17 protein-coding genes are annotated in these 23,597 nt (G+C 51.6%); 2 read left to right on the top strand and 15 right to left on the bottom strand.

The features are described 5' to 3' along the window. Positions 1-273: 273 nt before the first annotated feature. Positions 274-1,137: an ATP-binding protein gene (locus LVJ85_RS05235; RefSeq protein ID WP_244742143.1), complete on the bottom strand. Its 864-nt coding sequence runs from the start codon at positions 1,135-1,137 to the stop codon at positions 274-276. 25 nt (positions 1,138-1,162) lie between these two features. Next, a complete protein-coding gene (locus tag LVJ85_RS05230) occupies positions 1,163-1,813 on the bottom strand; it encodes a fumarylacetoacetate hydrolase family protein (RefSeq protein WP_244742141.1) in 651 nt (216 codons plus the stop codon). Positions 1,814-2,034: 221 nt separating this feature from the next. Between LVJ85_RS05230 and glnD the strand changes: the two genes are divergently transcribed. Continuing rightward, complete coding sequence (glnD, locus tag LVJ85_RS05225; protein WP_244742137.1) at positions 2,035-4,602, top strand: [protein-PII] uridylyltransferase; 2,568 nt, start codon at positions 2,035-2,037, stop codon at positions 4,600-4,602. Between the two features lie 176 nt (positions 4,603-4,778). On the opposite strand, the gene yfaE is transcribed toward glnD, so the two are convergent. The 6 genes from yfaE to lolA form a co-directional block, all read right to left on the bottom strand. After that, positions 4,779-5,075, bottom strand: a complete 297-nt coding sequence (gene yfaE / locus LVJ85_RS05220) for a class I ribonucleotide reductase maintenance protein YfaE (protein WP_244743060.1) — start codon at positions 5,073-5,075, stop codon at positions 4,779-4,781. A 381-nt stretch (positions 5,076-5,456) separates the two neighbouring features. Next, complete coding sequence (gene nrdB / locus LVJ85_RS05215) at positions 5,457-6,590, bottom strand: class Ia ribonucleoside-diphosphate reductase subunit beta (RefSeq protein ID WP_244742135.1); 1,134 nt, start codon at positions 6,588-6,590, stop codon at positions 5,457-5,459. Between the two features lie 403 nt (positions 6,591-6,993). Beyond that, entirely contained in the window at positions 6,994-9,273 is a 2,280-nt protein-coding gene (nrdA, locus tag LVJ85_RS05210) for a class 1a ribonucleoside-diphosphate reductase subunit alpha (RefSeq protein WP_244742132.1), read from the bottom strand. 448 nt (positions 9,274-9,721) lie between these two features. Further along, the gene (cls, locus tag LVJ85_RS05205) at positions 9,722-11,209 is read right to left on the bottom strand and encodes a cardiolipin synthase (protein WP_244742129.1); all 1,488 of its coding nucleotides are present in this window, start codon (positions 11,207-11,209) and stop codon (positions 9,722-9,724) included. 104 nt (positions 11,210-11,313) lie between these two features. Continuing rightward, complete coding sequence (gene ilvE / locus LVJ85_RS05200) at positions 11,314-12,315, bottom strand: branched-chain-amino-acid transaminase (protein ID WP_244742127.1); 1,002 nt, start codon at positions 12,313-12,315, stop codon at positions 11,314-11,316. Between the two features lie 383 nt (positions 12,316-12,698). Further along, positions 12,699-13,319: an outer membrane lipoprotein chaperone LolA gene (gene lolA / locus LVJ85_RS05195; RefSeq protein WP_244742123.1), complete on the bottom strand. Its 621-nt coding sequence runs from the start codon at positions 13,317-13,319 to the stop codon at positions 12,699-12,701. A 221-nt stretch (positions 13,320-13,540) separates the two neighbouring features. Here lolA and LVJ85_RS05190 point away from each other — a divergent pair, with 221 nt between their 5' ends. Then, positions 13,541-14,365 (top strand): ferritin-like domain-containing protein, encoded by an 825-nt coding sequence (locus LVJ85_RS05190; RefSeq protein ID WP_244742120.1) that lies wholly within the window; start codon positions 13,541-13,543, stop codon positions 14,363-14,365. 350 nt (positions 14,366-14,715) lie between these two features. Here LVJ85_RS05190 and LVJ85_RS05185 read toward each other — a convergent pair whose 3' ends face one another. The 7 genes from LVJ85_RS05185 to LVJ85_RS05155 form a co-directional block, all read right to left on the bottom strand. After that, on the bottom strand, positions 14,716-15,249 hold the full coding sequence (locus LVJ85_RS05185) for an NUDIX hydrolase (protein WP_244742118.1): 534 nt from the start codon (positions 15,247-15,249) through the stop codon (positions 14,716-14,718). A gap of 15 nt (positions 15,250-15,264) precedes the next feature. Continuing rightward, on the bottom strand, positions 15,265-16,554 hold the full coding sequence (gene bioA, locus LVJ85_RS05180; RefSeq protein WP_244742114.1) for an adenosylmethionine--8-amino-7-oxononanoate transaminase: 1,290 nt from the start codon (positions 16,552-16,554) through the stop codon (positions 15,265-15,267). Between the two features lie 70 nt (positions 16,555-16,624). Further along, positions 16,625-17,308, bottom strand: a complete 684-nt coding sequence (gene radC, locus LVJ85_RS05175) for a DNA repair protein RadC (protein WP_244742111.1) — start codon at positions 17,306-17,308, stop codon at positions 16,625-16,627. A 170-nt stretch (positions 17,309-17,478) separates the two neighbouring features. Next, positions 17,479-18,909 carry a dihydrolipoyl dehydrogenase gene (gene lpdA, locus LVJ85_RS05170; RefSeq protein WP_244742108.1) on the bottom strand — a complete coding sequence of 477 codons (1,431 nt, stop codon included), beginning with the start codon at positions 18,907-18,909 and terminating at the stop codon, positions 17,479-17,481. Positions 18,910-18,981: 72 nt separating this feature from the next. Further along, a complete protein-coding gene (locus LVJ85_RS05165) occupies positions 18,982-19,236 on the bottom strand; it encodes a hypothetical protein (RefSeq protein ID WP_244742105.1) in 255 nt (84 codons plus the stop codon). A 149-nt stretch (positions 19,237-19,385) separates the two neighbouring features. Then, the gene (odhB, locus tag LVJ85_RS05160) at positions 19,386-20,576 is read right to left on the bottom strand and encodes a 2-oxoglutarate dehydrogenase complex dihydrolipoyllysine-residue succinyltransferase (RefSeq protein ID WP_115133546.1); all 1,191 of its coding nucleotides are present in this window, start codon (positions 20,574-20,576) and stop codon (positions 19,386-19,388) included. Positions 20,577-20,639: 63 nt separating this feature from the next. Continuing rightward, positions 20,640-23,474, bottom strand: a complete 2,835-nt coding sequence (locus LVJ85_RS05155; protein ID WP_244742102.1) for a 2-oxoglutarate dehydrogenase E1 component — start codon at positions 23,472-23,474, stop codon at positions 20,640-20,642. Between the last annotated feature and the right edge of the window lie 123 nt (positions 23,475-23,597).

The following is a 23,597-nucleotide window of genomic DNA, read 5'->3' as shown; positions in this document are numbered from 1 at the left end:
GGTTTCCTTTCAGTAAAAAAAATAAGATACGCACGGCTACGCTTTATATGCTTGGTATGCGGTAAAACATGCCGTTATTCAAAAAGTCATGCCTAACAGACGGCGAGCTCTTCGGTTTCTTACAGAAAAATGACATTATTTTTTTACAAAGATTATCGATTTTCCGCTAATGTTTGTTTTTAAAAGTAAAAAAATATACGTTTTATGGCAAAAAAATAACAGCGGAAATCCCCTTCTCATGCCCGTTCAATCATTAATCCGGCAGCCGCGCCTTTATACGCGGCGCTCTTCAGACGGCCTGCCCGCCCAATCGCATACAAACTGCCATGCGGTACGGCCGGAACGGTTGCCGCGTGTGAACGACCAATCGAGCGCGGCTTTGCGGGCGGCTTCGTCGAACGGCAGGCCGAAATCTTCCAGCCAGTTTTCGACTGCTTTCAGATAGTCGTTTTGGTCGAACGGGTAAAAGCTCAGCCATAAGCCGAAGCGGTCGGAAAGCGACACTTTTTCTTCTATGGCTTCTTTGGGGTGAACTTCGCCGCGTTCGCCGGTAAAGGCTTGGTTTTCATCCATGTATTCAGGCATCAGGTGGCGGCGGTTGGAGGTGGCGTACACCAGCACGTTGCCGCACCGCTGCGACAAGCCGCCGTCCAGCGCGGTTTTGAGGGCTTTGTAGGTTTCGTCGCCGCTTTCAAACGATAAGTCGTCGCAAAACACGATGTATTTTTCAGGGCGCGGCTCGAGCATGGTAAGCAAGGCGGGCAAGGTAAGCAAATCGGTTTTATCAACTTCGATGAGACGCAGGCCGCGGTCGGCGTATTCGTGCAGCAAGGCTTTCACCAGCGACGACTTGCCTGTGCCGCGCGCGCCGGTCATCAACACATTATTGGCAGGCCGTCCGTTTAAAAACTGCTCGGTATTGCGTATCAATCTTTGCATTTGGTTATCGACCGCCGCCAAACGTTTGAGCGGAAAGGTGTGCGGATTGGGCAGGCTTTCGAGCAGACCTTTTCTGCCTATGCTCTGCCAACGGTAGGCCAGCGCGCGCCAATCCGGCTCGGAGCTTTCGGGCGGCAGCAGCATATCCAAACGCCGCAACACGGAAGCGGCCAATGTGAAGAAGGTTTTGGGCTTCATCTTGTTTCCTTTTTTTCAGACGGCCTCAAGCCACATCAAAACGCGCCTGCACCACGCCGGCCAAATCCAATTCCAGTTTGTCGCCGGAATGCAGTTCGCCCACGCCCGCCGGTGTGCCGGTAAACACCACGTCGCCCGCTTTCAAACCATAGCTTTCGGCCAGCTCGCGCAAAATGGCGGCGATGGGATAAATCATGTGGGAAGTGTGCCCTTTTTGGCGCAACTCGCCGTTCACGGTCAAGGTAAACGCACAATCCTGCGCTTGCGGCAGCGTGGCGGCATCGACAAAATCCGACACACAGGCCGCGCCGCGGAAACCTTTAGCTTTCGTCCACGGCAATCCTTTTTCTTTCAGACGGCCTTGTACGTCGCGGGCGGTCAAATCCAAGCCGACACCGAACCCGGCAATGATGCCGCACAAATCTTCATCACTGAGGCCGTCTGAATCGCGACCAATCAGCAACACCAGCTCGCATTCGTAATGCACCGATTGGCTGTACGGCGGCAGGATAATGGTGCTGCCGTCGTTGAGAATGCTGTTGTTCGGCTTCATAAACACCACCGGCTCGGTGGGCGTTTCGTTTTTCAATTCGGCAATATGGTCAACATAATTGCGGCCGATGCAGTAGATATTGTTCACACGGGCGGTTTGGTTGTTCAGGCGGATTTGGGTCATGGCGTTTTTCCTTACTTGGGTAAATCGGCAGAATCCGCCACATTATAACGGGATTCGCCCCGCCCGAAACGCCTGCCGCCGCAACGATATGCAGGTCTTGTAAGCACCGCGCTTCGGTCGGATAATCGGGCTTACAGCCTCATCAGGCCGTCTGAACATTCAGACGGCCGGAGTTCCCCCATTCCCAACCTCCACCGACCCGCACCCGACACGAGATACCTATGCTCCCCAACTTGATTCCCGCCGCAGAAACGTTGAAACAACGCAAGCAAGAAGCCGTCGAAGCCTACCGCACCCAACGCAGCCCTTTGGTATTTTTCGAGCAATACACCCAAGCCATCGACGACATGCTGGCCGTATTGTGGCAAGCGCTGTTCGCCGGACACGACAACCTGTGCCTGCTGGCCACCGGCGGCTTCGGGCGCGGGGAAATGTATCCGTATTCCGACGTCGATTTGGCGTTGGTGTCGGCCGAACCGCTCACAGCCGAAGAGCAGGAAAAAACCGCCGCCTTCGTGCAGGCATTGTGGGACATGCAACTTACCCCCGCCCTAAAAGCCGGCAGCCTCGAAGAATTATGCGAAAGTGCCCGCGAAGACATCACCGGCGACACCGCCTTTCTCGAAGCCCGCTTTCTGCACGGCAACCGCGAGCTGTGCGGCGAACTGCTCAAACGCATCAACCTCCGGCGCGACACCGTTTCCTTTATAGAAGCCAAATTGCTCGAAATGCAGCAGCGCCACGCCAAATCGCAAGGCACGGGCGCGGTACTCGAGCCGAACATCAAAACCTGCCCCGGCGGCCTGCGCGACATCCACACCATGCTGTGGCTGGCCAAAGCGCAAGGCTTGGACGCACCGCTCGGCACCCTGATTGCCCAAGGCATTCTCACCCGCACCGAAGCCGCCATGCTGTTCGACAGCCACATCCGGCTGGCCACCATCCGCATCGAGCTGCATCTGGCCGCCGGACGCAACGAAGACCGGCTGATTTTCGACCTGCAAGCCCAAGTAGCGGAAAACATGGGCTGGCAAGACGAAAGCCTGCGCGTCAGAAGCGAAAAACTGATGCGCACGTTTTACCGAGCCAGCAAAACCCTTATCCAACTCGGCGGCATCCTGCTGCCCATGCTGCGCGGTCGGGTGTATTCGTTGGTGCGGCGCGTCGTCCACCGCATCGACGACCACTACTACCAACTCGACAACCAAGTGGCGGTGTACGACAAAAAACTCTTCGCCCGCCACCCCGAGCACCTGTTTAAAATCATCGAAATCCTGCAAACCCGCAACGATATTTCCAGCATCGCCCCCAAAACCCTGCACGCATGGTGGGCGGCCACCCGCAAAATCAACCGCAGTTTTTATCTAAACCCCGAAAACCGCCGCCGCTTTATCGGATTTTTCCGGCAAGGCGAAGGGCTGACCCATGTAATGCGCTTCCTCAACCTCTACGGCGTATTGGAACGCTATCTGCCCGCATGGGGCAAAATCGTCGGCCTGCTCCAGCACGACCTCTTCCACATCTACCCTGTGGACGACCATATTCTCACCGTACTCCACCACATGCGCCGTCTCGCCATGGATTCGCGCAGCCATGAACTGCCTTTCGCCTCCGCGCTGATGCACGCTTTCGAGAAAAAACACATCCTCTATCTCGCCGCCTTTTTTCACGACATCGCCAAAGGCCGCGGCGGCGACCACTCCATAGAAGGCATTGCCGACGCCCGCCGCTTCGCCGCCGACCACTTCCTCGACGAAGAAGAAAGCGCGCTGCTGTGCTGGCTAGTGGAAGACCACCTGCTCATGTCGGCCGTTGCCCAAAAAGAAGACATCCAAGACCCCGACGTGATCAGCCATTTCTGCGAACGCGTCCAAACCCAAGAGCGCTTGTCCGCCCTTTATCTGCTTACCGTTTCCGACATCCGCGGCACCAACCCCAAATTATGGAACAGCTGGAAAGCCGGCCTGCTCGAAAGCCTGTTTCACGCCGCCGCCCGCCGTTTTGCGGGAGAAAGCGGCAGCCGCCACCTGCTGGTCAGCCGCCGCCAACAAAGTGCCGTCGACCAACTCAACCGCGCCGGCACGCCCGAAAAACAGCAAAAACAGCTTTGGCAGGCACTCGGCTCGGCCTATTTCGTGCGCCACGAACTGCAAGAAATCCTCTGGCACACCGCAAACCTCGTCCACCAAACCGAATCCCCGCAAGTACGCAGCCGCCTGCTCGACAGCGCCACCCTGCAAGTGATGGTGTTCATGCCCAACGCCCCGCGCCTGTTTGCCCGCCTGTGCCGCATCTTCAGCCATCAAGGTTTCGACATCCTCGCCGCCCGCGCTTTCGTTACCGAACACAACTACATTCTCGACACCTTCATCGTACAGATGCCCGAAAAATACAACCGCAGCGAATACCCCAATGTACAAAGCGCTTTAGAGGCCGAAATCAACAACTTCATCCACGGCTGCGACACCACCCGAACCCACGGCCCGCAAAGCACCGCCGCCCGCAGCCGCCGCAGCCGCCACCTGCCGATTGCTCCCGTCGTGCAACTGATACCCGAAAGCGACTACCCCGGCTGGTACACGCTGGAAATCATCGCCGTCAACCGCCCTTACCTGCTGGCCAATATCGCCGAAGTCCTGTCCGACCAAGACATCAGCCTGCGCTACGCCAAAATCGCCACCCTCGACGAGCGCGCCGAAGACAGCTTCGTCCTCTTCAGCCCCCAGCTGGATAACTCCAAAAACCAACTGGCGCTAACCAGAGCTTTGCTGGAGCAACTATCCGCATAACGGCTGCAATATACTTTGAGGCCGTCTGAAAGCGAACTTTAGCGAGCTTTGCTAAAACGAGCTGTGCGAGTTTCGCTAAAGCGAACTTTAGCGAGCTTCGCTAAAACCTTTTCAGACGGCCTCAAACACAAAACAACCGGCAACAAAAAAGCTGCGTTTTCACACGCAGCTTTCAACTATTCCTCAAACAAATCCACATCAAACAAATCCGGCTCTTCAATACGCAGCCTGCAATCAAGCTCCACCGCTTCGGTAACCCGACAACAACACGGCAAAACCTCATTCGGGCCGACAAACGCCAGCGGAAAATTGTCGTATTCCACCCTGCCCGACACGATTTTCAGACGGCATGAACCGCAATACCCGCTGCGGCATTGGTATTCGACTTCATGGCCGGTACGCTCCAACCCTTCCAGCAGCGTTTCACCGTCTTGAAGCTCGAAAATTTTGTCTCGTGTGGTAATCAAAGGCATATATAAAGACATTCCACTTGTGTGCGACGGTTTGCATTTCGCTGCCCCCCCTGCATCACTCATTTTAGCGAAACCCAGTTAGAGGATTTTCGTGAAGATCGCAAAGTTCGCTTTAGCGAAACTCGCACAGCTCGTTTTAGCAAAGCTCGCTAAAGTTCGCTTTCAGACGGCCTCAAACAGCCGTGAAACTTGAGGCCGTCTGAAATTCCGGTTTGAAACGGAAGCTTTCAGACGGCCTGATATTCAGATTCAAAACGCTCTGCCACTATTCACAACTACGCACAAAAGCAGATTATCTATCTGCCCGTGCATCCACCACAGAAGCATTTGAAACGTCAGAACCATTGTTGGTAAAAGCCACGACCATCTTTTCAGACGGCCTTAAAGCTCGAAATCCCCCAAATCATCGGCGCTCACTTCGGCATCAATTTGGCCGATTAAGTAAGAGCTGATTTCCACTTCCTGCGGCGCTACCTGAACATTATCAGACGACAACCACGCATTGATCCACGGAATCGGGTTTTGGCTCGCTCCTTCAAAAGCAGGTTTCAAACCGACCGCTGCCATACGCAGATTGGTAATATATTCAACGTACTGACTGAGAATTTCCTTATTCAGGCCGATCATCGAACCGTCTTTAAACAGATACTCCGCCCACTCTTTTTCCTGCGTGGCCGCCGTTTTAAACAACTCGAAACATTCCTGCTCCAACTCGGCGGCAATCTGCGCCATTTCAGGATCATCCACACCGCTGCGCATCAAGTTCAACATATGCTGCGTACTAGTCAGGTGCAACGCCTCATCACGCGCAATCAGCTTGATGATTTTCGCATTGCCTTCCATTAACTCGCGCTCGGCAAAAGCAAACGAGCAGGCAAACGACACATAAAAACGGATTGCCTCAAGCACATTTACGCACATCAAACACAGATACAGTTTCTTTTTCAGCTCGCGCTTGTTAACCGTAACCACCTTACCGTTCACATGATGCTCACCTTCACCCAACAGATTGTAATATTGGGTATATTCAATCAAATCATCGTAATAGCAGGCGATATCTTCCGCGCGGGCAATAATGTATTCGTTATCGACAATATCATCGAACACCACCGAAGGATCGTTCACGATATTACGGATAATGTGCGTGTAGCTGCGCGAGTGAATGGTTTCCGAAAACGACCACGTTTCAATCCACGTTTCCAACTCCGGAATCGACACCAACGGCAGCAAAGCCACATTCGGACTGCGCCCCTGAATCGAATCCAACAGCGTTTGGTATTTCAGATTGCTGATGAAAATATGCTTTTCATGCTCGGGCAGATTCTGGTAATCGATACGGTCGCGCGACACGTCGATTTCTTCCGGTCGCCAAAAGAAAGACAGTTGTTTTTCAATCAGTTTTTCAAAAATTTCATATTTTTGCTGGTCATAACGGGCAACATTCACCGGCTGGCCGAAAAACATCGGCTCCAGCAAAGCATCATTCTTTGCTTTGCTGAATGTGCTGTATGACATGACTAGGTGTTCGCAGGACATTCAATTTAAAACCTTTTCCAAGAAGCTAAAGTAAGTCAGCTTTTCAAGCCGACTTACTTTTTACAATTTAATTAGCGTCTCGGTAGTGAACGCACATGTGCACAGACAAATTCACTTTTACCCAATCTAAATCGGATATAAGAACGAACGTGTACTATCTTTTGTTGCATAGTAACCTCCCTCCTAAAAATAAATTAGGCGCAAATTGGCTACCACTACCTCGAATTCTGATATAATCCACGTGAGTTCCTCAACAAGAACTTCATGAGATAGTGCTGTTAGGTTTTGCACTCACAACCTAAACAGAACAACGTATTGCAGTACGTTGAATCTCTTCTAAATAGCTTGGTACATTGCAGTGTACCAAGCTATTATTTTGTCTTTATATCTTACAAGCTCCCCCCGCGCAGCCGTCGTCCTGCAAGTCAGTCTGCGTATCGTCCGCACCGTCGCGGGTGTTGTGGTAATACAGGGTTTTCAAGCCGAATTTATAGGCTGTGAGCAAATCTTTCAGCAGTTGCTTCATCGGTACGCGGCCGCCTTCGAAGCGTTGCGGGTCGTAGCTGGTATTGGCGGAAATGGCTTGGTCGACAAACTTCTGCATAATGCCGACAAGTTTCAAATAACCGTCGTTGGAAGGCATTTGCCACAGCAGTTCGTATTGGTTTTTCAGACGGCCGAATTCAGGCACCACTTGTTTTAGAATACCGTCTTTCGAGGCTTTTACAGACACCAAACCGCGCGGCGGTTCGATACCGTTGGTGGCGTTGGCAATCTGCGAGCTGGTTTCAGACGGCATCAAGGCGGTTAAGGTTGAATTGCGCAGGCCGTGCTTCACGATGTCGGCGCGCAGGCTTTCCCAATCGAGATGCAATGGCTCTTGGCAGATGGCATCCAAATCTTTTTTGTAGGTATCAATCGGCAGTTTACCTTGCGCATAGGTGGTTTCGTTGAACAGCGGGCAGGCACCGAATTCTTTGGCAAGTTCTACCGAGGCTTTGAGCAAGTAATATTGAATGGCTTCAAAGGTACGGTGGGTCAAAGGAATAGCGGAATCATCGCTGTATTTCACACCGTTTTTCGCCAAATAGTAGGCGTAGTTAATCACGCCGATGCCGAGGGTGCGGCGGTTCATGGTGGCGATTTCGGCCGCTTTAACAGGGTAATCTTGATAATCTAACAAAGCATCCAATGCGCGGACGGCGAGATCGGCCAAGCCTTCGAGCTCATCCAAACTTTCCAACGCGCCCAAGTTGAACGCCGACAGGGTACACAATGCTATTTCGCCGTTCGGATCGTTGATGTCGTTTAACGGCTTGGTCGGCAAGGCGATTTCCAAGCACAGGTTGGATTGGCGCACGGGCGCGACTTTGGGATCAAACGGGCTGTGCGTGTTGCAATGATCGACGTTTTGAATGTAGATGCGGCCGGTGCCGGCGCGCTCCTGCATCATTAATGAAAACAGTTCGGTCGCAGGCAACGCACGTTTGCGGATATTCGGATCCTGCTCGTATTGCGTATACAAACGCTCGAATTCGTCTTGATCGGCAAAAAACGCTTCGTACAAGCCGGGCACTTCATTGGGCGAGAACAAAGTAATGTTGCCGCCTTTAATCAGGCGGGTATAAAGCAGACGGTTGATTTGCACGCCGTAGTCGAGATGGCGCACACGGTTGTCTTCCACGCCGCGGTTGTTTTTCAGCACCAACAAGCTTTCCACTTCGATGTGCCACAGGGGGTAAAACAGAGTGGCCGCACCGCCGCGCACGCCGCCTTGCGAACAAGACTTAACCGCAGCTTGGAACATTTTGAAAAACGGAATACAGCCGGTGTGTTGCGCTTCGCCGCCGCGGATTTCACTACCCAAGCCGCGGATACGGCCTGCGTTGATGCCGATACCCGCACGTTGCGAAACGTATTTCACAATCGCGCTGGTGGTGGCGTTGATACTGTCGAGGCTGTCGTCGCACTCAATCAACACGCAGCTTGAGAATTGGCGCGTCGGCGTGCGCACGCCCGACATAATCGGCGTAGGCAGGGAAATTTTGAAGGTGGAAACGGCATCGTAAAAGCGTTTCACATAATCCAAACGGGTGGCTTTCGGATATTTGGCAAACAGACACATGGCCACCAAAATATACAGAAACTGCGGCGTTTCGTAGATTTGGCGGGTAACGCGGTTTTGCACCAGATATTTGCCTTCAAGCTGCTTGACCGCGCCGTAAGAGAAAGTCATATCGCGCTCGTGATCGATATAATCGTTCAGTTCTTCAAACTCTTCGCGGCTGTAATCGGCCAAAATGTGGCGGTCGTATTTGCCTGCTTCGGTGAGCTTGGAAACGTGATCGAACAAATGCGGCGGTTCGAATTCGCCGTAAGCGATTTTGCGCAAATGGAAAATCGCCAAACGCGCGGCAAGATATTGGTAATCGGGCGTATCTTGGGAAATTAAGTCGGCAGCGGCTTTGATGATGGTTTCGTGAATATCCTCGGTGCGGATGCCGTTGTAGAACTGGATGTGCGATTTCAGCTCGACCTGAGAAACGGAAACATTGTCCAAACCTTCCGCCGCCCAGTTGATAACGCGGTGGATTTTATAAAGGTCCAAAGGCTCCAAACGACCGTCTCTTTTGGTTACTTTCAGGTTGCTCGCTGCATTCATCTCTATCATCCCGGAATTTATAAAAACACAAGATACAGTAGTACCCCGATAATCGGAACACAATATACTGTAATTCTAAAAGGCACACCAGTCTTGACAAGCCAAATCAAATTCGGTTCGGCGGCAACTGCAAACCGCATGTGCGGCAAACTTATACGTTTATCGGTTTGGGCTTGAAAGGCCGTCTGAAACAGATTGCAGACGCAAAACAAGGGTTTGCTTAAAGATAAGAATGCCTCGCAACAACTGCGGCGGCGGCGCACAGGCTGACATGCCGAATTTCCCCGCCCGACTAAAAACGGCGCAAACCCGCATGATGCCTAATACTTGATGCTTTTGCTGACCAAAGTGTAAATAAATGTTAATTTACACATTCGTTATACCAATTTTGCATATCGGTTAGAGGCCGTCTGAATATTTTCAGACGGCCTCTATTGATAAAACCGCATCACAACAACGGACTCATCAAACGCACGGCGTTTTCAACCAAGCCCCACCATTTTGCCCGCTGCTGCCAATTTTTAATACTCACATAGCTGCTGCCGGCCAAATACTGCTTTTGCAGGTTCCACACTTGCCGTGTGATGCCTTTATCGTACACGGCCAAGCTGATTTCCAGATTCAGGAAGAAGCTGCGCATATCCATGTTTACCGTGCCGAAAAGCGTGTAGCCGTCGTCCACCGTCATGGTTTTGGCATGCAGCAGGCCGCCGTCGAAAAGCGCGATTTTCACGCCCGAGCGCAACAGCATCGGGTAATAAGCCTGCGAAGCGTAACGCACCATGACCGAATCGACTTTTGCCGGCAGAATCAGGGTAACATCTACGCCGCGCTTTGCCGCGTTGGTCAGCGCCATCAGCAAAGAATCGTCCGGCACGAAATAAGGCGTGCTAATCACCAGCTTGCGGGTTGCCGCGTAAACTGCGCTGATGATGGTTTCGTAAATCACCCGGTCGTTTTGGCTGGGACTGGACGGTATCACTTGCGCCACCACCTGCCCGGCCTGCATTTTCTCAGGCATCATCGCCGGAATAATCTCTACATAGCCGCTCAAATATTTTTGAATTTCCACCAAATTTTGATCATTTTCGACGGCGATGTCGGCATAAAAAACGGCGGTCATTTCCAGCACCATCGGGCCGATGCAGCGCATCATCACGTCCACCCATTCGCCCACGCCCGAGCTTTTTTTGAAAAAGTGCGGGTCAACCAGATTATAGCTGCCGGTATAACCGATTTTTTTGTCGATAATCAGCAACTTGCGGTGGTTTCTCAAATCACTGCGGGTAAACAGCGTGCGCAACGGCCCTACCGGTAAAGCGGCATGAACTTCCACACCGGCATTTTGCAGTTTTTCCACCCACGCGCTGTTGAAAAAGCTGCGGCTGCCCACCGCATCGGCCAAAATCACACAGTCCACACCGCGTTCGGCGGCTTCGATTACGGTATCCAGCAGCTCTTCAATCCTTCCTTGCGGGTCGATAATGTAAAACGCCAGCAGGCAGGATTGCGTGGCGGCTTCGATATCGGCCTTCATGGCTGCTAGGATTTCATCGGTGGTGGACAGCAAAGAAATGGCGTTATTTTTCGTTACGCCCAAACCGGTCGGGTCTGCCGCCACTTTGGCAATCCCCCGATAACGCGGGCTGACTTCATCGGTAGTGTCCAAATCCATATCGGCCAGATAACGCTCGGCAAACTCGCTGTAAAAGCGGTTCATTTCTTCCGCCCGTTTGGCGCGCGCGATGCCCAAACGCGGCTCGCCCAGCATCAAATACGCCGCCACGCCGAGCAACGGAAACAGAAACAACATAATCAACCAAGCAAACGCCGTGCCGGTGTTGCGCTGTTTGTACAACACGCGCACCATAAAGCCCAACGCGACGGCAGTATGCAGGTAAATCAGCATCTGCCCCCAAGTAATCTCAATATTCATCGTCTTCGGTTTAGAAGGTTAGCGAAAGTCGTCCTATCCCAGACAAAACAGGCCGTCTGAAAGTTTAATCTTTTTTCAGACGGCCTGTTAAAGCTACAAAATCATCAAACGTTTACTTTAACCAACCAGCCGTGGCGGTCTTCTGCCAAACCGTATTGGATATCGGTAATCGCTTTGCGGATGGCCGCGCCGCGCGCTTGGCTTTTCACTTCGATTTCTTTGCCTTCGATCACAAAAGAAGTTACCGGAGAAATCACCGCAGCCGTACCGGTTAGAATCGCTTCGGCACCGTTTTCAACCGCTTCTTTCAGTTCGCTTACCGTGAAATTGCGTTCGCTCACTTGATAACCCATATCGCGGGCGATTTTCAGCACCGAATCGCGGGTCACGCCGTGCAGAAATTCGTCGGTAAGCGGCTTGGTGATGATTTCGTCGCCTTTAATCAGGGCGAAGTTAGACGCGCCGGTTTCTTGAACATCGCCATTGGGGCAGAACAACACTTGATGCGCACCGTGTTCTTCGCGGGCTTTGGTCACCCACGGCAAGGCAGACGCATAGTTACCCCCGCACTTCACGCGCCCCATGTGCGGCGCACAGCGCATATGCTCGGTTTCAACCAAAAGCTTCATCGGCGCACCGGCCTTGAAATAGTCGCCCACGGGCGAGGCTAAAATATACAGCAAGGCATCGGATGAACCGACACCGGCTTTACCGATTACGGGATCGGTGCCGATTAAGGTCGGGCGCAAATACAAAGCGGCCGGAGCATCGGGAATCTCTTCTTCTGCGCGTGCCACCAGTTCCAACAACGCGGCACGAAACGCCTCGGTTTCCGGCACTGGCAAACCCAACAGTTTGGCACTTTGCTGCATACGCGCGATGTTGGCATCGGGGCGGAACAGCACGATGTCGCCGTTTTTTTGGCGGAACGCTTTCAAACCTTCAAAACACTCGCTGCCGTAATGCAGACAATGCGCACCCGGAGCAAGCGTCATCCCGTCTGATTTCTGCCAGCGCACTTCCTGCCACGAACCGTTTTCAAAAGCCAAGACGGGCATGTCTTGATGAAAAACACTGCCGAATACGGCGGGTACTTCTCTTGCCATGATTATTTTCCAAGTGGATGTGTTAAAAATGATGAAAATACTCTTTGCCTGCCCGGATTGCAAGTGTCTCTGCGCATAATCATTATTCCGATTGACAGGCAGAGACCTTTGCAAAACCCTCGGATGCGGATGCAGTTCCAGGCGTAGCAGCGCAGCGAGTGCAGACATATCATATAGATAGGCAAACGAGCGGGCAGCACACAACGCAGAAATGCGCCGCAAATGAGAGTTTTGCAAAGGTCTCCGGCGGGCTGTTTTAACAAGATTTGAGGCCGTCTGAAAAACCGCACAGCCAAACAAAACACCCGCTGCCGTATCAACCGGCAACGGGTGTATCCGTAGATTTCAGACGGCCGTCTGAAACGGCCTATCCTTGCTCATGCTTAATTGCTCAACACATCCACACCTTTAGGCGGCGTGAATTTAAACGTGCCGCGGGAAAGATTCGGTTTCATATTCAAATTGCTGAAGCGGATGGTAGTTTCATTTCCGAAGCTGTCTTTCAGCTGCATCGCGGCCAATGCATCGCCTTTGAAACCGATGCGGATGTATTGATAGCCCGCATTGTTTTTCTTCGGCATCGCGCGCACATAATCAATGCCTTCGGCCGAGCCGTCTTCTTTCAAAGAATAGCTGCTGTCGAGAGCGGATTTGTTCGACAAAATCGCAGCAGGGCTGTCGCCGATGGTTTGGTTTTGCGCAGATTTGGTCACTTGCGCCAAATCGACATCGTAGAGCCAAATGGTTTTACCGTCGCCGACTATCGTTTGTTTGTAGGGAGAAGTGTATTGCCATTTAAACAGACCGGGGCGCAGTATTTGGAACGAGCCGTTAGTCGTTTGGGTTTTCTTTTTGCTTTTCACGGTTTGGGTGAAGCTGCCGCTGATGCCGTCGGCGTCTTCGTTGAATTTTTTCAGCGCATCAATCGCGCCTGCATGTGCGCTGCCCATGCCCAAGGCAAATACGGTGGCAAGCGCAGTAAGCATTTGTTTTTTCTGAATCATCTCAGGTGTTCCTTTCGGGAAAATCAATCAATCGGCTCCCAGCAGATTGCTAGGGCGTATATTAAGCCTTTTTCTCGGAAATTCAACACTTTGAGCCGAAGCGCACACATGCCCTGCTTTCTTGTAAAGGCGGCTCTGCGCACTAACTGCTTATGAATTAAGGGCAAAATCCTGATGCTTTTAACCTGAATTTAAACCCCGTTTACCGTATAATCCGCCGCATGAATACAACACAATCCGTTTATCCCCGGCTTTTATCTGCGTTAAACGAGTCTGATCCGGAAGCAAAATGCCGTCTTACCGATGACATTTTTGCAGGGTTTACTCAAGGTATTTTGGACAACAGGCCGTCTGAACCGCCGGTCGATTTCCGCTTTGCCGGCCGCCCGGCCAAACCCGAGCTTGTGCCTTCCACCGCTGTCCGCGCCCGCAAAATGGGTACGCCCGAAGGCTACGCGGCCATGCTTCATGCGATTTGCCACATTGAATTCAACGCCATCAACTTGGCACTCGATGCCGCCTACCGTTTCCGCAACCTACCCTCCGACTTTACTGCCGACTGGCTCGGCGTTGCCCGTGAAGAAGCCTTCCACTTCCGGCTGATGCGCGCACGTTTGCAGGCGCACGGCTATGATTACGGCGACTTTGAGGCGCACAATCATCTGTGGGACATGGCCTACAAAACCGCTTACGATCCGCTTGTGCGTATGGCGCTGGTGCCACGCGTACTCGAAGCGCGCGGCTTGGACGTTACCCCTGCCATACGCGCTAAAGTGGCGCAAAAAGGCGACATGGAAACCTGTTCGGTGCTCGACATTATCTACCGCGACGAGGTCGGCCATGTGCAAATCGGTAACCGTTGGTATCAATATTTATGCGCAGAACGCGACTTGGAGCCGATTGCACTCTTCCGCACTTTGATTTCACGCTACGATTTGTTTATTTTCCGCGGCTACGTCAACATCGAAGCACGCGAGCGCGCGGGCTTCAGCCGTTTCGAGCTGGATATGCTGGAAGACTTCGAGCAAAGTTTGAAAGCGGGCTGATGACGGGTGAACCAGCCTGAGACTTTTGCAAAACCCTCAGATGTGGATGCAGTTCAAGGCGTAGCAGCACAGCGAATGCACACATATCATATGCACAACACAGAAATGCGACGCAGATGGGGGTTGCAAAGGTCTCGGCCTTGCTTTGATGATATTGCAATAAGAACTTATTTATTTTATTTATGCTATCAATCTTTCGAGGCCGTCTGAAATTTTTTCAGACGGCCTCATCATTATGTGCGCGAAAACTACGGCCATTCAAAAGGTTTGACGATGCTCCGCCCTGCCCGCCTGCAATCTTTACAGCTATTGCTAACGCAGCAGCCAAAGCATTCTCAATCCAAACAGGCTTAACTATTCAACAACCAATATTGCAAACCGGCCAAGGTTTTGCCGTCTGAAACTTGGTTGTTTTTCAACGCCGCCTTCACTTCTTCGCGGCTCATCAGCACGGTTTCGGTAAATTCGTCTTCGTCGTTTTGCAGCATGCTGCCCTCGCGCACGCCTTCGGCTTGGTAGAGGTACATCAATTCGTCGCAGAAACCGGGCGCGGTGTAGAAAGTGTGCAACAGTTTGACACTGTCGGCGGTGTAAGGCGTTTCTTCGGCCAGTTCGCGCAGGGCGCAGACGGCGGGGTCTTCGCCGGCATCGAGTTTGCCTGCGGGCAATTCCAGCAGGGCTTGGTCGCAGGCGTAGCGCCATTGACGTACCAGCACCACTTCGTCATTGTCGGTTACGGCCAGCACGCAGGCGGCACCGGGGTGGCGGATCACCACGCGCATGCTTTCGTTGCCGTTGGGCAGGCGGATGGTGTCGCGGGCGATGTTGATGAACGTGCCTTGAAAAATCGGCTCGGAATTGAGTCGGGTTTCTTTCAAATCCATGATGATTCCTTGTTGTTATTGAAACAATTCTGTTTTTTGAACGGCCGCGCCTACGGCATCGGTAAGCCGTTGCAATTCGTGCGGGCGGATAATATAAGGCGGCATCAGGTAAACCAGCTTGCCAAACGGCCGAATCCACACGCCTTGCTGCACGAAAAACTGCTGCATGGCGGCCATGTTGACGGGGCGGCGGGTTTCTACCACGCCGACGGCACCGATAATGCGCACGTCGGCCACGTTTTCATGAGCGGCAAGCGGCGTTAAGGCCGTCTGAAAATGTGCTTCGATGGCGGCGACTTGCGCCTGCCATTCGTTGCGCTTGAGTATCTGCATGTTGGCTTCGGCCACGACGCAGGCCAGCGGGTTGCCCATAAAAGTGGGGCCGTGCATGAATACGCCCGCTTCGCCGCCGCACACGGTTTCGGCGACGTGGCGGGTGGCGGCAGTGGCGGAGAGTGTCATCATACCGCCGGTAAGGGCTTTGCCGATGCACATAATATCGGGTTGGATGGCGGCGTGTTCGCAGGCAAACAGCTTGCCCGTGCGTCCGAAGCCGGTGGCGATTTCGTCCAGAATCAATAAGATGCCGTATTCGTCGCACAAGGCGCGCACCTGCCGCAAATATTCGGGATGATACACGCGCATGCCGCCCGCGCCTTGCACCACAGGTTCGAGAATTACGGCGGCGATATCGTTGCGGTGTTGCGATAAGGCCGTCTGAAAAGCGGCGATATCGCTTGGCTGCCATTCGCCGTCGAAGCGGCTTTGCGGGGCTGGCACGAAGATGTGCTCGGGCAGAAAACGACGGTAAAGATTGTGCATGGAGTTCACGGGGTCGCACACGCTCATGGCACCGAAAGTATCGCCGTGATAACCGCGCTCGATGGTGAGAAATTTACTGCGCGCTTCGCCCCGCGCATGCCAATATTGCAGAGCCATTTTCAGGGAAACTTCCACCGCTACCGAACCGGAATCCGCCAGAAAAATGCAGTCGAGATTTTCGGGCAGCATGGTTTTCAGGCTTTGGCACAGACGGATGGCGGGTTCGTGGGTAATGCCGCCGAACATGATGTGCGGCATGGTGTCGAGCTGCTTGTGGGCGGCGGCAAGCAGCTCGGGATGATTGTAGCCGTGTTGCGCGCACCACCACGACGACATGCCGTCCACCAGCTTGCGGCCGTCTGAAAGCTCTATGTACACGCCTTCGGTGCGGGCGACGGGATAGACGGGCAGCGGATCGATCACCGAGGTGTAGGGGTGCCAGATATGGCGGCGGTCGAAGTCTAAATCGGCGGAAGAAAGCATGAAGGGAAGAGGCCGTCTGAAAAAAGAATGGCGGAATTATAACGCTTTTCAGACGGCCTTGAATGTGTCTCTACACCGCGTGCATCAAGCCGCGCTCCTGCAAAGACGTTACTTGGCGGGCGGTTACGATGAAATGGTCTAAAAGCGTGATATCCACCAAATCCAAAGCCTGTGCCAGTTTGTGCGTGAATGCGATGTCGGCATCGGAAGGCTCGGGCGAACCGCCGGGGTGGTTGTGGGCAATGATGATACTGCTGGCGTATTCGTCGAGCGCGAGTTTGACGATTTCGCGGGTGTAAACAGTGTTTTCCGCCACCGTACCGCGCGCCAATTCGTGCATGGCAATCAACTGGTTTTGCCGGTTCAGCAGCAGCGCAAGGCTTACTTCCACACGTTGGTGTGCCAGATGCAGGCGCAGAAAGTCGGCAACCTCGCGCGGATTGTTCAACACGGCGGTTTCGCGCAACTCTTCGCCCAATATCCGCCGCCCGATTTCGCGCACCACGGCAAACTGCGTATAGCTCGCCAGCCCCATGCCTTTATGCGCCGACAATTCTTTCATCTCCGCACTCATCAGCCGGCCCAAGCTGCCGAACTCGTTGAGCAGATGGCGCGCCAAATCCACCGCACTCATGCCGCGCGTGCCCACCCGCAGCAACACCGCCAGCAGTTCGGCATCGCTCAACGCACCCGCACCGCGCTCCAACAGCTTTTCGCGCGGGCGTTCGCCTTCCGGCCATTGTTTGATACTCATGTAAGGTTTTCCGTTTTATTATGAAATAATCATATCATTGATAGTTTTAAAATAACACAAGAGGCCGTCTGAAAAACCTTATTCGGCTTGATAAGAAGGTTTTTTGTCGCATAAATAAAACTGCTCCGGCTAAAAACCGGAGCAGTTTCAAACATCAGGTCAATGGTCAATTAACCGTGCAGGGCGCGTTTGTCTGCCGCCAAAGCTGCTTCGTGCAACACTTCCGACAAGGTCGGGTGTGCGTGAACGATACGGGCGATGTCTTCGCTGCTGGCGCTGAACTCCATGCTCATCACGCCTTCGGCTACCAGCTCGGAAACCATCGGGCCGATCATGTGAACGCCCAATACGCGGTCAGTTTTGGCACAGGCCAACACTTTTACCGTACCTTTAGCTTTGCCCAAACCCAAAGCGCGACCGTTGGCAGCAAAGCCGGAAGTACCTTTTTTGTATTCCACGCCTTCGGCTTTCAGTTGCTCTTCGGTTTTACCTACCCATGCGATTTCGGGGTCGGTGTAAATCACAAACGGGATGGTGTTGAAATCCAAATGCGGTTTTTGACCGGCAATACGCTCGGCTACGGCAACGCCTTCGTCGCTGGCTTTGTGCGCCAACATCGGGCCGCGTACCACGTCGCCGATTGCCCATACGTTAGGCAGATTGGTGCGGCATTCGCCGTCCACTTTAATGAAACCGCGCTCGTCTTTTTCCAAGCCCACGCCTTCGGCATTCAAGCCTTCCGTGTTCGGAATACGGCCGATAGACACGATCAGTTTGTCGAAGGTTTCGGTTTTCGCCGCACCGCCGACTTCGTAAGATACGGTTACACCGTTCTTATCGTTTTTGATTTCATTGAGCTTCACGCCCAATTCAATTACCAAGCCTTGTTCTTTCGTGAATACTTTGAAGGCCTCTTTGGCAATTTGCTGGTCTGCGGCAGCCAAGAAAGTCGGCATGGCTTCAAGAATGGTTACTTCAGAACCCACACGCTTCCACACTGAACCCATTTCCAAACCGATTACGCCTGAACCGATTACGCCCAGTTTTTTCGGCACTTCGGTCAGGTTTAATGCACCTTCGTTATCCAGCACGTTAACATTGTCGATTTCAATCAACGGCAACGGACGGGACACCGAACCGGTAGCCACAATCACATGCTTGGCTTCCACTACGGATTTTTCGCCTTTATTCTCAACTTCAACCTGCCATAAATCGCCGTTGCGGCCTTTCAATGATCCTTTGCCAAACAGGCTTTCCACTTTGTTTTTTTGGAACAGGAATTTGATACCGCCGGTCAGCTTGGTCACGATGCCGTCTTTACGCTCGATCATTTTGGCAGCATCAAATTTCACATCGCCCACGGTAATGCCGTGCTCGGCAAAGTCGTGTTGCGCTGCATGAAAATGCTCAGAAGACTGCAACAAGGCTTTGGAAGGGATACAACCTACATTCAAACAGGTGCCGCCCAGCGCGGGCGCGTCGCCTGCTTTGTTAACGCCTGCATCGATACAGGCAGTTTTGAAACCGAGTTGTGCGGCACGGATGGCGGCGATATAACCGCCGGGGCCTGCACCAATAACTACTACGTCGAATTGAGACATAATCAAATCCTTTTTCTCTTTTCCATGTTTAAGCCGTCTGAAACACAGCTTTTTCAGACGGCCTGATCATTCCTAACGACATGAATACGGTTGAAAATCTTTAGCCAACTGTTTGCTTGTTTTTTCGTGTACGCGGATAACGGCTTTAGGATAAACCCCGCATAAAGTATCACGTACCAAAGGAATACCTGCTTTGTTGCTGCCCAACTCTACACGTTTGGTCAGCAGACGCCCTTTGCCGTCGTAAGCAGATACCAGATATTGTTCGTTGTTTGTCGAAGCGCATGCAGAGAGAAAACACACGGCGCAAAACAAAAAATATCTCATAAGCCCCCTTGAAATTTAAAAACATTCAAGCGAATGCCTGATTAATTTGTATTTATTTTATGACGTTTATTGTGATGGTATATGCACGTTTCAGACGGCCTGCCTACCTAACCGCAGGCCGTCTGAAACCGTGTATATGAGCTTACTGCTTACAGGTCAAGCAGCAAACGTGCCGGGTCTTCCAGCAAATCTTTAATGGTTACCAAAGTCAATACGGCTTCGCGGCCATCAATGATGCGGTGGTCGTAAGACAAGGCCAGATACATCATCGGGCGCACCACTACTTGACCGTTTTCAACCACGGCACGTTCTTTAGTGGCGTGCATACCCAAAATAGCAGATTGAGGCGGGTTGATAATCGGGGTAGACATCATAGAACCGAAAGTACCGCCGTTGGTAATACTGAAAGTACCGCCGGTTAAGTCTTCCAGAGCGATTTTGCCGTCTTTGGCTTTTACAGCGTAATCTACAATGGCTTTTTCAATATCGGCAATGCTCATTTGGTCTGCATCGCGCAGAATCGGTACAACCAAACCACGCGGGCTGCCAATAGCGATACCGATATCGAAGTAACCGTGGTAAACGATGTCGTTGCCGTCAACAGAGGCATTAACTACCGGGAATTTTTTCAGTGCAGCAACAGCAGCTTTGACAAAGAACGACATAAAGCCCAGCTTCACGCCATGCTCTTTTTCGAATTTTTCTTTGTATTTGGCACGCAAATCCATAACCGGCTTCATGTTGACTTCGTTAAACGTAGTCAAAATCGCGTTTTCTTGTTGAGAAGCCAACAAACGCTCGGCTACACGCGCACGCAAACGGCTCATCGGCACACGTTGCTCAGGACGAACACCGGCAGGAACAGGCGCAGCGGCAGAAGCAGCAGCTTTAGGCGCAGCAGAAGCATTTTGAACATCTTCTTTCAATACGCGGCCGTCTCTTCCGGAACCTTGAACACCGGCAATATCCACGCCTTTTTCCGCAGCCAATTTGGCAGCGGCAGGCATCGCCACACCGGCTTGAGCATTAGACGCTGCGGGAGCGGCAGCGGGAGCTTCGGCAGGTTTGGCTTCGGCGGCAGGCTCAGAAGCTTCTGCTTTGGCTTCAGTATCAATCTTGGCCAGCAGCTGTTCAGCTACTACGGTTTCGCCGTCTTGTGCAATGATTTCAACCAACACACCTGCTTGCGGCGAGGGAACTTCCAAAACGACTTTGTCGGTTTCAACGTCAATCAAAATCTCATCACGTTCTACGTATTCACCAACTTTTTTGTGCCAAGACATCAAGGTACCTTCAGACACACTTTCAGATAAAACAGGTACTTTTACTTCAACAATCATTTTATTCTCCGGTAGTGTAAGGCCGTCTGAATTACGCAAACCGTTTTCAGACGGCCAAAATGGTTAGTTCAGATTCATTGCGTCTTCAACAAGCTGTTTCAGTTGAGCGATATGTTTGCTCATATAACCCACAGCAGGAGAAGCGCTGGCAGGACGGCCTGCATAGCTCAGTTTTTGGTCTTTGCCCAAGATTCTTTCGATGCGGTGACGCAATTGATGGAAAGCACCTTGGTTGCGCGGCTCTTCTTGCGCCCAAACTACATCTTTCGCATTCGGGAATTTGTCGAGCTCGGCTTTAACTTCATCGTATGGGAACGGATAAAGCTGTTCTACGCGAACGATGGCAATATCGTCTTCCAACTTACGCTCTGCACGGCCTGCTGCCAAGTCGTAATAAACTTGACCCGCACACAAAATCACGCGTTTCACGCTGCCGTTGTCAGCACGTTTTACCGTATCGCCGATAACCGGGCGGAAAGTAGAACCTTCCACGAAGTTTTCCAACGGGCTCATAGAGTCTTTGAAACGCAGCAAACGCTTAGACATAAAGATAACCAACGGTTTACGGTATGAACGCAATGCTTGGCGGCGCAAGATATGGAACATCTGAGAGGCTTCAGACGGCATCACGATTTGCATATTTTCTTCAGAACACAGTTGCAACCAGCGCTCCAAACGTGCCGAAGAGTGTTCCGGACCTTGACCGTCGTAACCGTGCGGCAGAATAGTCGTCAAGCCGCACAAACGACCCCATTTGGTTTCGCCTGAAGAAATAAATTGGTCGATTACTACTTGGGCACCGTTGGCAAAGTCACCGAATTGAGCTTCCCAAATCGTCAACTTATCAGGCGCCGAGCAGGCAAAGCCATACTCGTAAGCCATCACAGCTTCTTCATTCAAAATAGAATCGATAACCAAGAATGGGGCTTGTCCTTCAGACATGTTTCTCAGAGGGATATATGCGCCATCTTCGCTTTTCTCACGTTTTTGGTCATGCAATACGGCATGACGGTGTGAGAACGTACCGCGGCCTGAGTCTTCGCCTGAAATACGGACACCCGTGCCATTGGTTACCAAAGCGGCATAGGCTAAGGTTTCGGCCATACCCCAGTCGATCGGTTGTTCACCCACTGACATGCCTTTACGTGCTTCCAATACACGCTTGGCGGTATTGTGCAAGGCAAAGCCTTCAGGCACTTCGGTAAACTTATCGGCCAACCGCTTGATATCAGAAGCAGACAAACCGCTTTCAACTTCTTCACGCCAATCTTGGCCTTGATATTTAGACCAATCTACGCGGTGTTTGCTTTCATAATCGGTCAAACGGGTTTGCTCTACATGCTCGCCTTTATCCAAAGCGTCACGATAAGCCTGAATCAAACCTTCCGCTTCGTTGGCTTGAATCACTTTTTCCGCAACCAACTTGTCAGCATACAATGAGCGCACACCGGGATGTTGGGCTACTTTTTTATACATCATCGGCTGAGTCAAAGTCGGGTCATCACCTTCATTGTGACCAAGCTTGCGATAACATACCAAATCAATCACAACATCTTTGTGGAATTTTTTGCGGTAATCCAAAGCAGCTTGCACAACAAAACACACTGCTTCAGGATCGTCTCCGTTAACATGGAATACCGGTGCCTCTACCATTTTGGCGATATCGGTACAGTAAACTGTTGAACGTACATCTCGCGTATCTGATGTGGTGAAACCGATTTGGTTGTTGATTACCAAATGAATCGTACCGCCGGTGGTATAACCGCGTGTTTTAGACAAGTTGAAAGTAGCTTGGTTAACGCCCAAGCCAATAAATGCAGAGTCGCCATGAATCAATACAGGTAAAACTTGACCTTGACCGTTTTCTCCGCGACGGCGCTGCTTGGCACGAGTAGAGCCTTGCACTACCGGATTGACAATCTCAAGATGTGAGGGGTTAAACGCCAAAGTAACGTGGACCGCACCATGAGCTGTGGCGATATCCGAACTGAAACCCATGTGGTATTTTACGTCGCCACTCGGGAGAGTGGCCGCTGCACGGCCTTCAAATTCAGCAAATAAATCGCTGGGCTTTTTGCCTAAAGTGTTAACCAACACATTCAGACGGCCACGGTGAGCCATGCCGATAATCACTTCTTCTACGCCATCTTTTGCGACGTTCTGAACCAGATAATTCAAACCTGCAATAGCACTTTCGCCACCCTCAACAGAGAATCGCTTCTGACCAACGTATTTGGTGTGCAGATAACGCTCCAATGTTTCTGCGGCAGTCAGTTGTTTTAAAATATAGCGTTTTTCATCTGCATTAAATTTAGGCGTAGACAAAGCTGATTCAAAGTAATTGCGAATCCAGTGGCGCTCTTCGGTATTTTCGATATACATATATTCGATACCGATATGACCGCAGTAAGTTTGTTTCAACTTACTAACGATATCTGACAAAACCATTTTGTCGCTACCGGCAAAATCACCCTTACCTACACTGAATTGAACAGCCATATCCGAGGCATCCAACCCATGAAATTTGGGATCCAAAGCATCAAGATTGCGGGGAGGCATACGCTTCAACGGATCGAGACTCGCTGCACCCACTCCTTGAATGCGGTAAGCAGAAATCATGCGTAACACGCCGACCTGCTTTTTCATCATGTTTTCATCTAAAGTTCCTGCAATAGCAGCAGTCGCTCGTTTTTTTGCTAAATTGGCAAATGATTCTTGAATAGGACGATGGGCAACATCCCGTTCTACACCCCCCGGCTGGGCAGCCAAATCAGTAAAATATTGCTTCCATTTTTCATCCACAGACTCGGGATCATTTAAGAAATTTTCATATAATTCTTCTATATAGGGTGCGTTAGAGCCAAATAAATAAGAAAAATTCAGCTTGTCTTCCATCATGAGTGTTGCCCTTTAATTAATAAAAAATTAGAGAGTAGAATTTTTATTTTCATGACATATACCACATGCCGGCTGAAAACATTCCTATTCTACTCTCTACGTTTTAACTTAGCTAATATTTTC

Source organism: Neisseria sp. Dent CA1/247 (genome assembly GCF_022870825.1).
Taxonomy (GTDB): Bacteria; Pseudomonadota; Gammaproteobacteria; order Burkholderiales; family Neisseriaceae; genus Neisseria; species Neisseria zoodegmatis.
The sequence above is the reverse complement of the archived record's forward strand: the minus strand, read 5'-3'. Positions and strand labels throughout refer to the sequence as shown.

Coding starts and splice junctions, on each gene's coding strand:
- yfaE (WP_244743060.1), bottom strand. CDS start 5,075: ATGCCTTTGATTACCACACGAGACAAAATTTTCGAGCTTCAAGACGGT.
- LVJ85_RS05165 (WP_244742105.1), bottom strand. CDS start 19,236: ATGAGATATTTTTTGTTTTGCGCCGTGTGTTTTCTCTCTGCATGCGCT.
- LVJ85_RS05190 (WP_244742120.1), top strand. CDS start 13,541: ATGAATACAACACAATCCGTTTATCCCCGGCTTTTATCTGCGTTAAAC.
- LVJ85_RS05235 (WP_244742143.1), bottom strand. CDS start 1,137: ATGAAGCCCAAAACCTTCTTCACATTGGCCGCTTCCGTGTTGCGGCGT.
- ilvE (WP_244742127.1), bottom strand. CDS start 12,315: ATGGCAAGAGAAGTACCCGCCGTATTCGGCAGTGTTTTTCATCAAGAC.
- nrdA (WP_244742132.1), bottom strand. CDS start 9,273: ATGAATGCAGCGAGCAACCTGAAAGTAACCAAAAGAGACGGTCGTTTG.
- cls (WP_244742129.1), bottom strand. CDS start 11,209: ATGAATATTGAGATTACTTGGGGGCAGATGCTGATTTACCTGCATACT.
- bioA (WP_244742114.1), bottom strand. CDS start 16,554: ATGCTTTCTTCCGCCGATTTAGACTTCGACCGCCGCCATATCTGGCAC.
- nrdB (WP_244742135.1), bottom strand. CDS start 6,590: ATGTCATACAGCACATTCAGCAAAGCAAAGAATGATGCTTTGCTGGAG.
- LVJ85_RS05155 (WP_244742102.1), bottom strand. CDS start 23,474: ATGATGGAAGACAAGCTGAATTTTTCTTATTTATTTGGCTCTAACGCA.
- LVJ85_RS05185 (WP_244742118.1), bottom strand. CDS start 15,249: ATGGATTTGAAAGAAACCCGACTCAATTCCGAGCCGATTTTTCAAGGC.
- lpdA (WP_244742108.1), bottom strand. CDS start 18,909: ATGTCTCAATTCGACGTAGTAGTTATTGGTGCAGGCCCCGGCGGTTAT.
- glnD (WP_244742137.1), top strand. CDS start 2,035: ATGCTCCCCAACTTGATTCCCGCCGCAGAAACGTTGAAACAACGCAAG.
- LVJ85_RS05230 (WP_244742141.1), bottom strand. CDS start 1,813: ATGACCCAAATCCGCCTGAACAACCAAACCGCCCGTGTGAACAATATC.
- lolA (WP_244742123.1), bottom strand. CDS start 13,319: ATGATTCAGAAAAAACAAATGCTTACTGCGCTTGCCACCGTATTTGCC.
- radC (WP_244742111.1), bottom strand. CDS start 17,308: ATGAGTATCAAACAATGGCCGGAAGGCGAACGCCCGCGCGAAAAGCTG.
- odhB (WP_115133546.1), bottom strand. CDS start 20,576: ATGATTGTTGAAGTAAAAGTACCTGTTTTATCTGAAAGTGTGTCTGAA.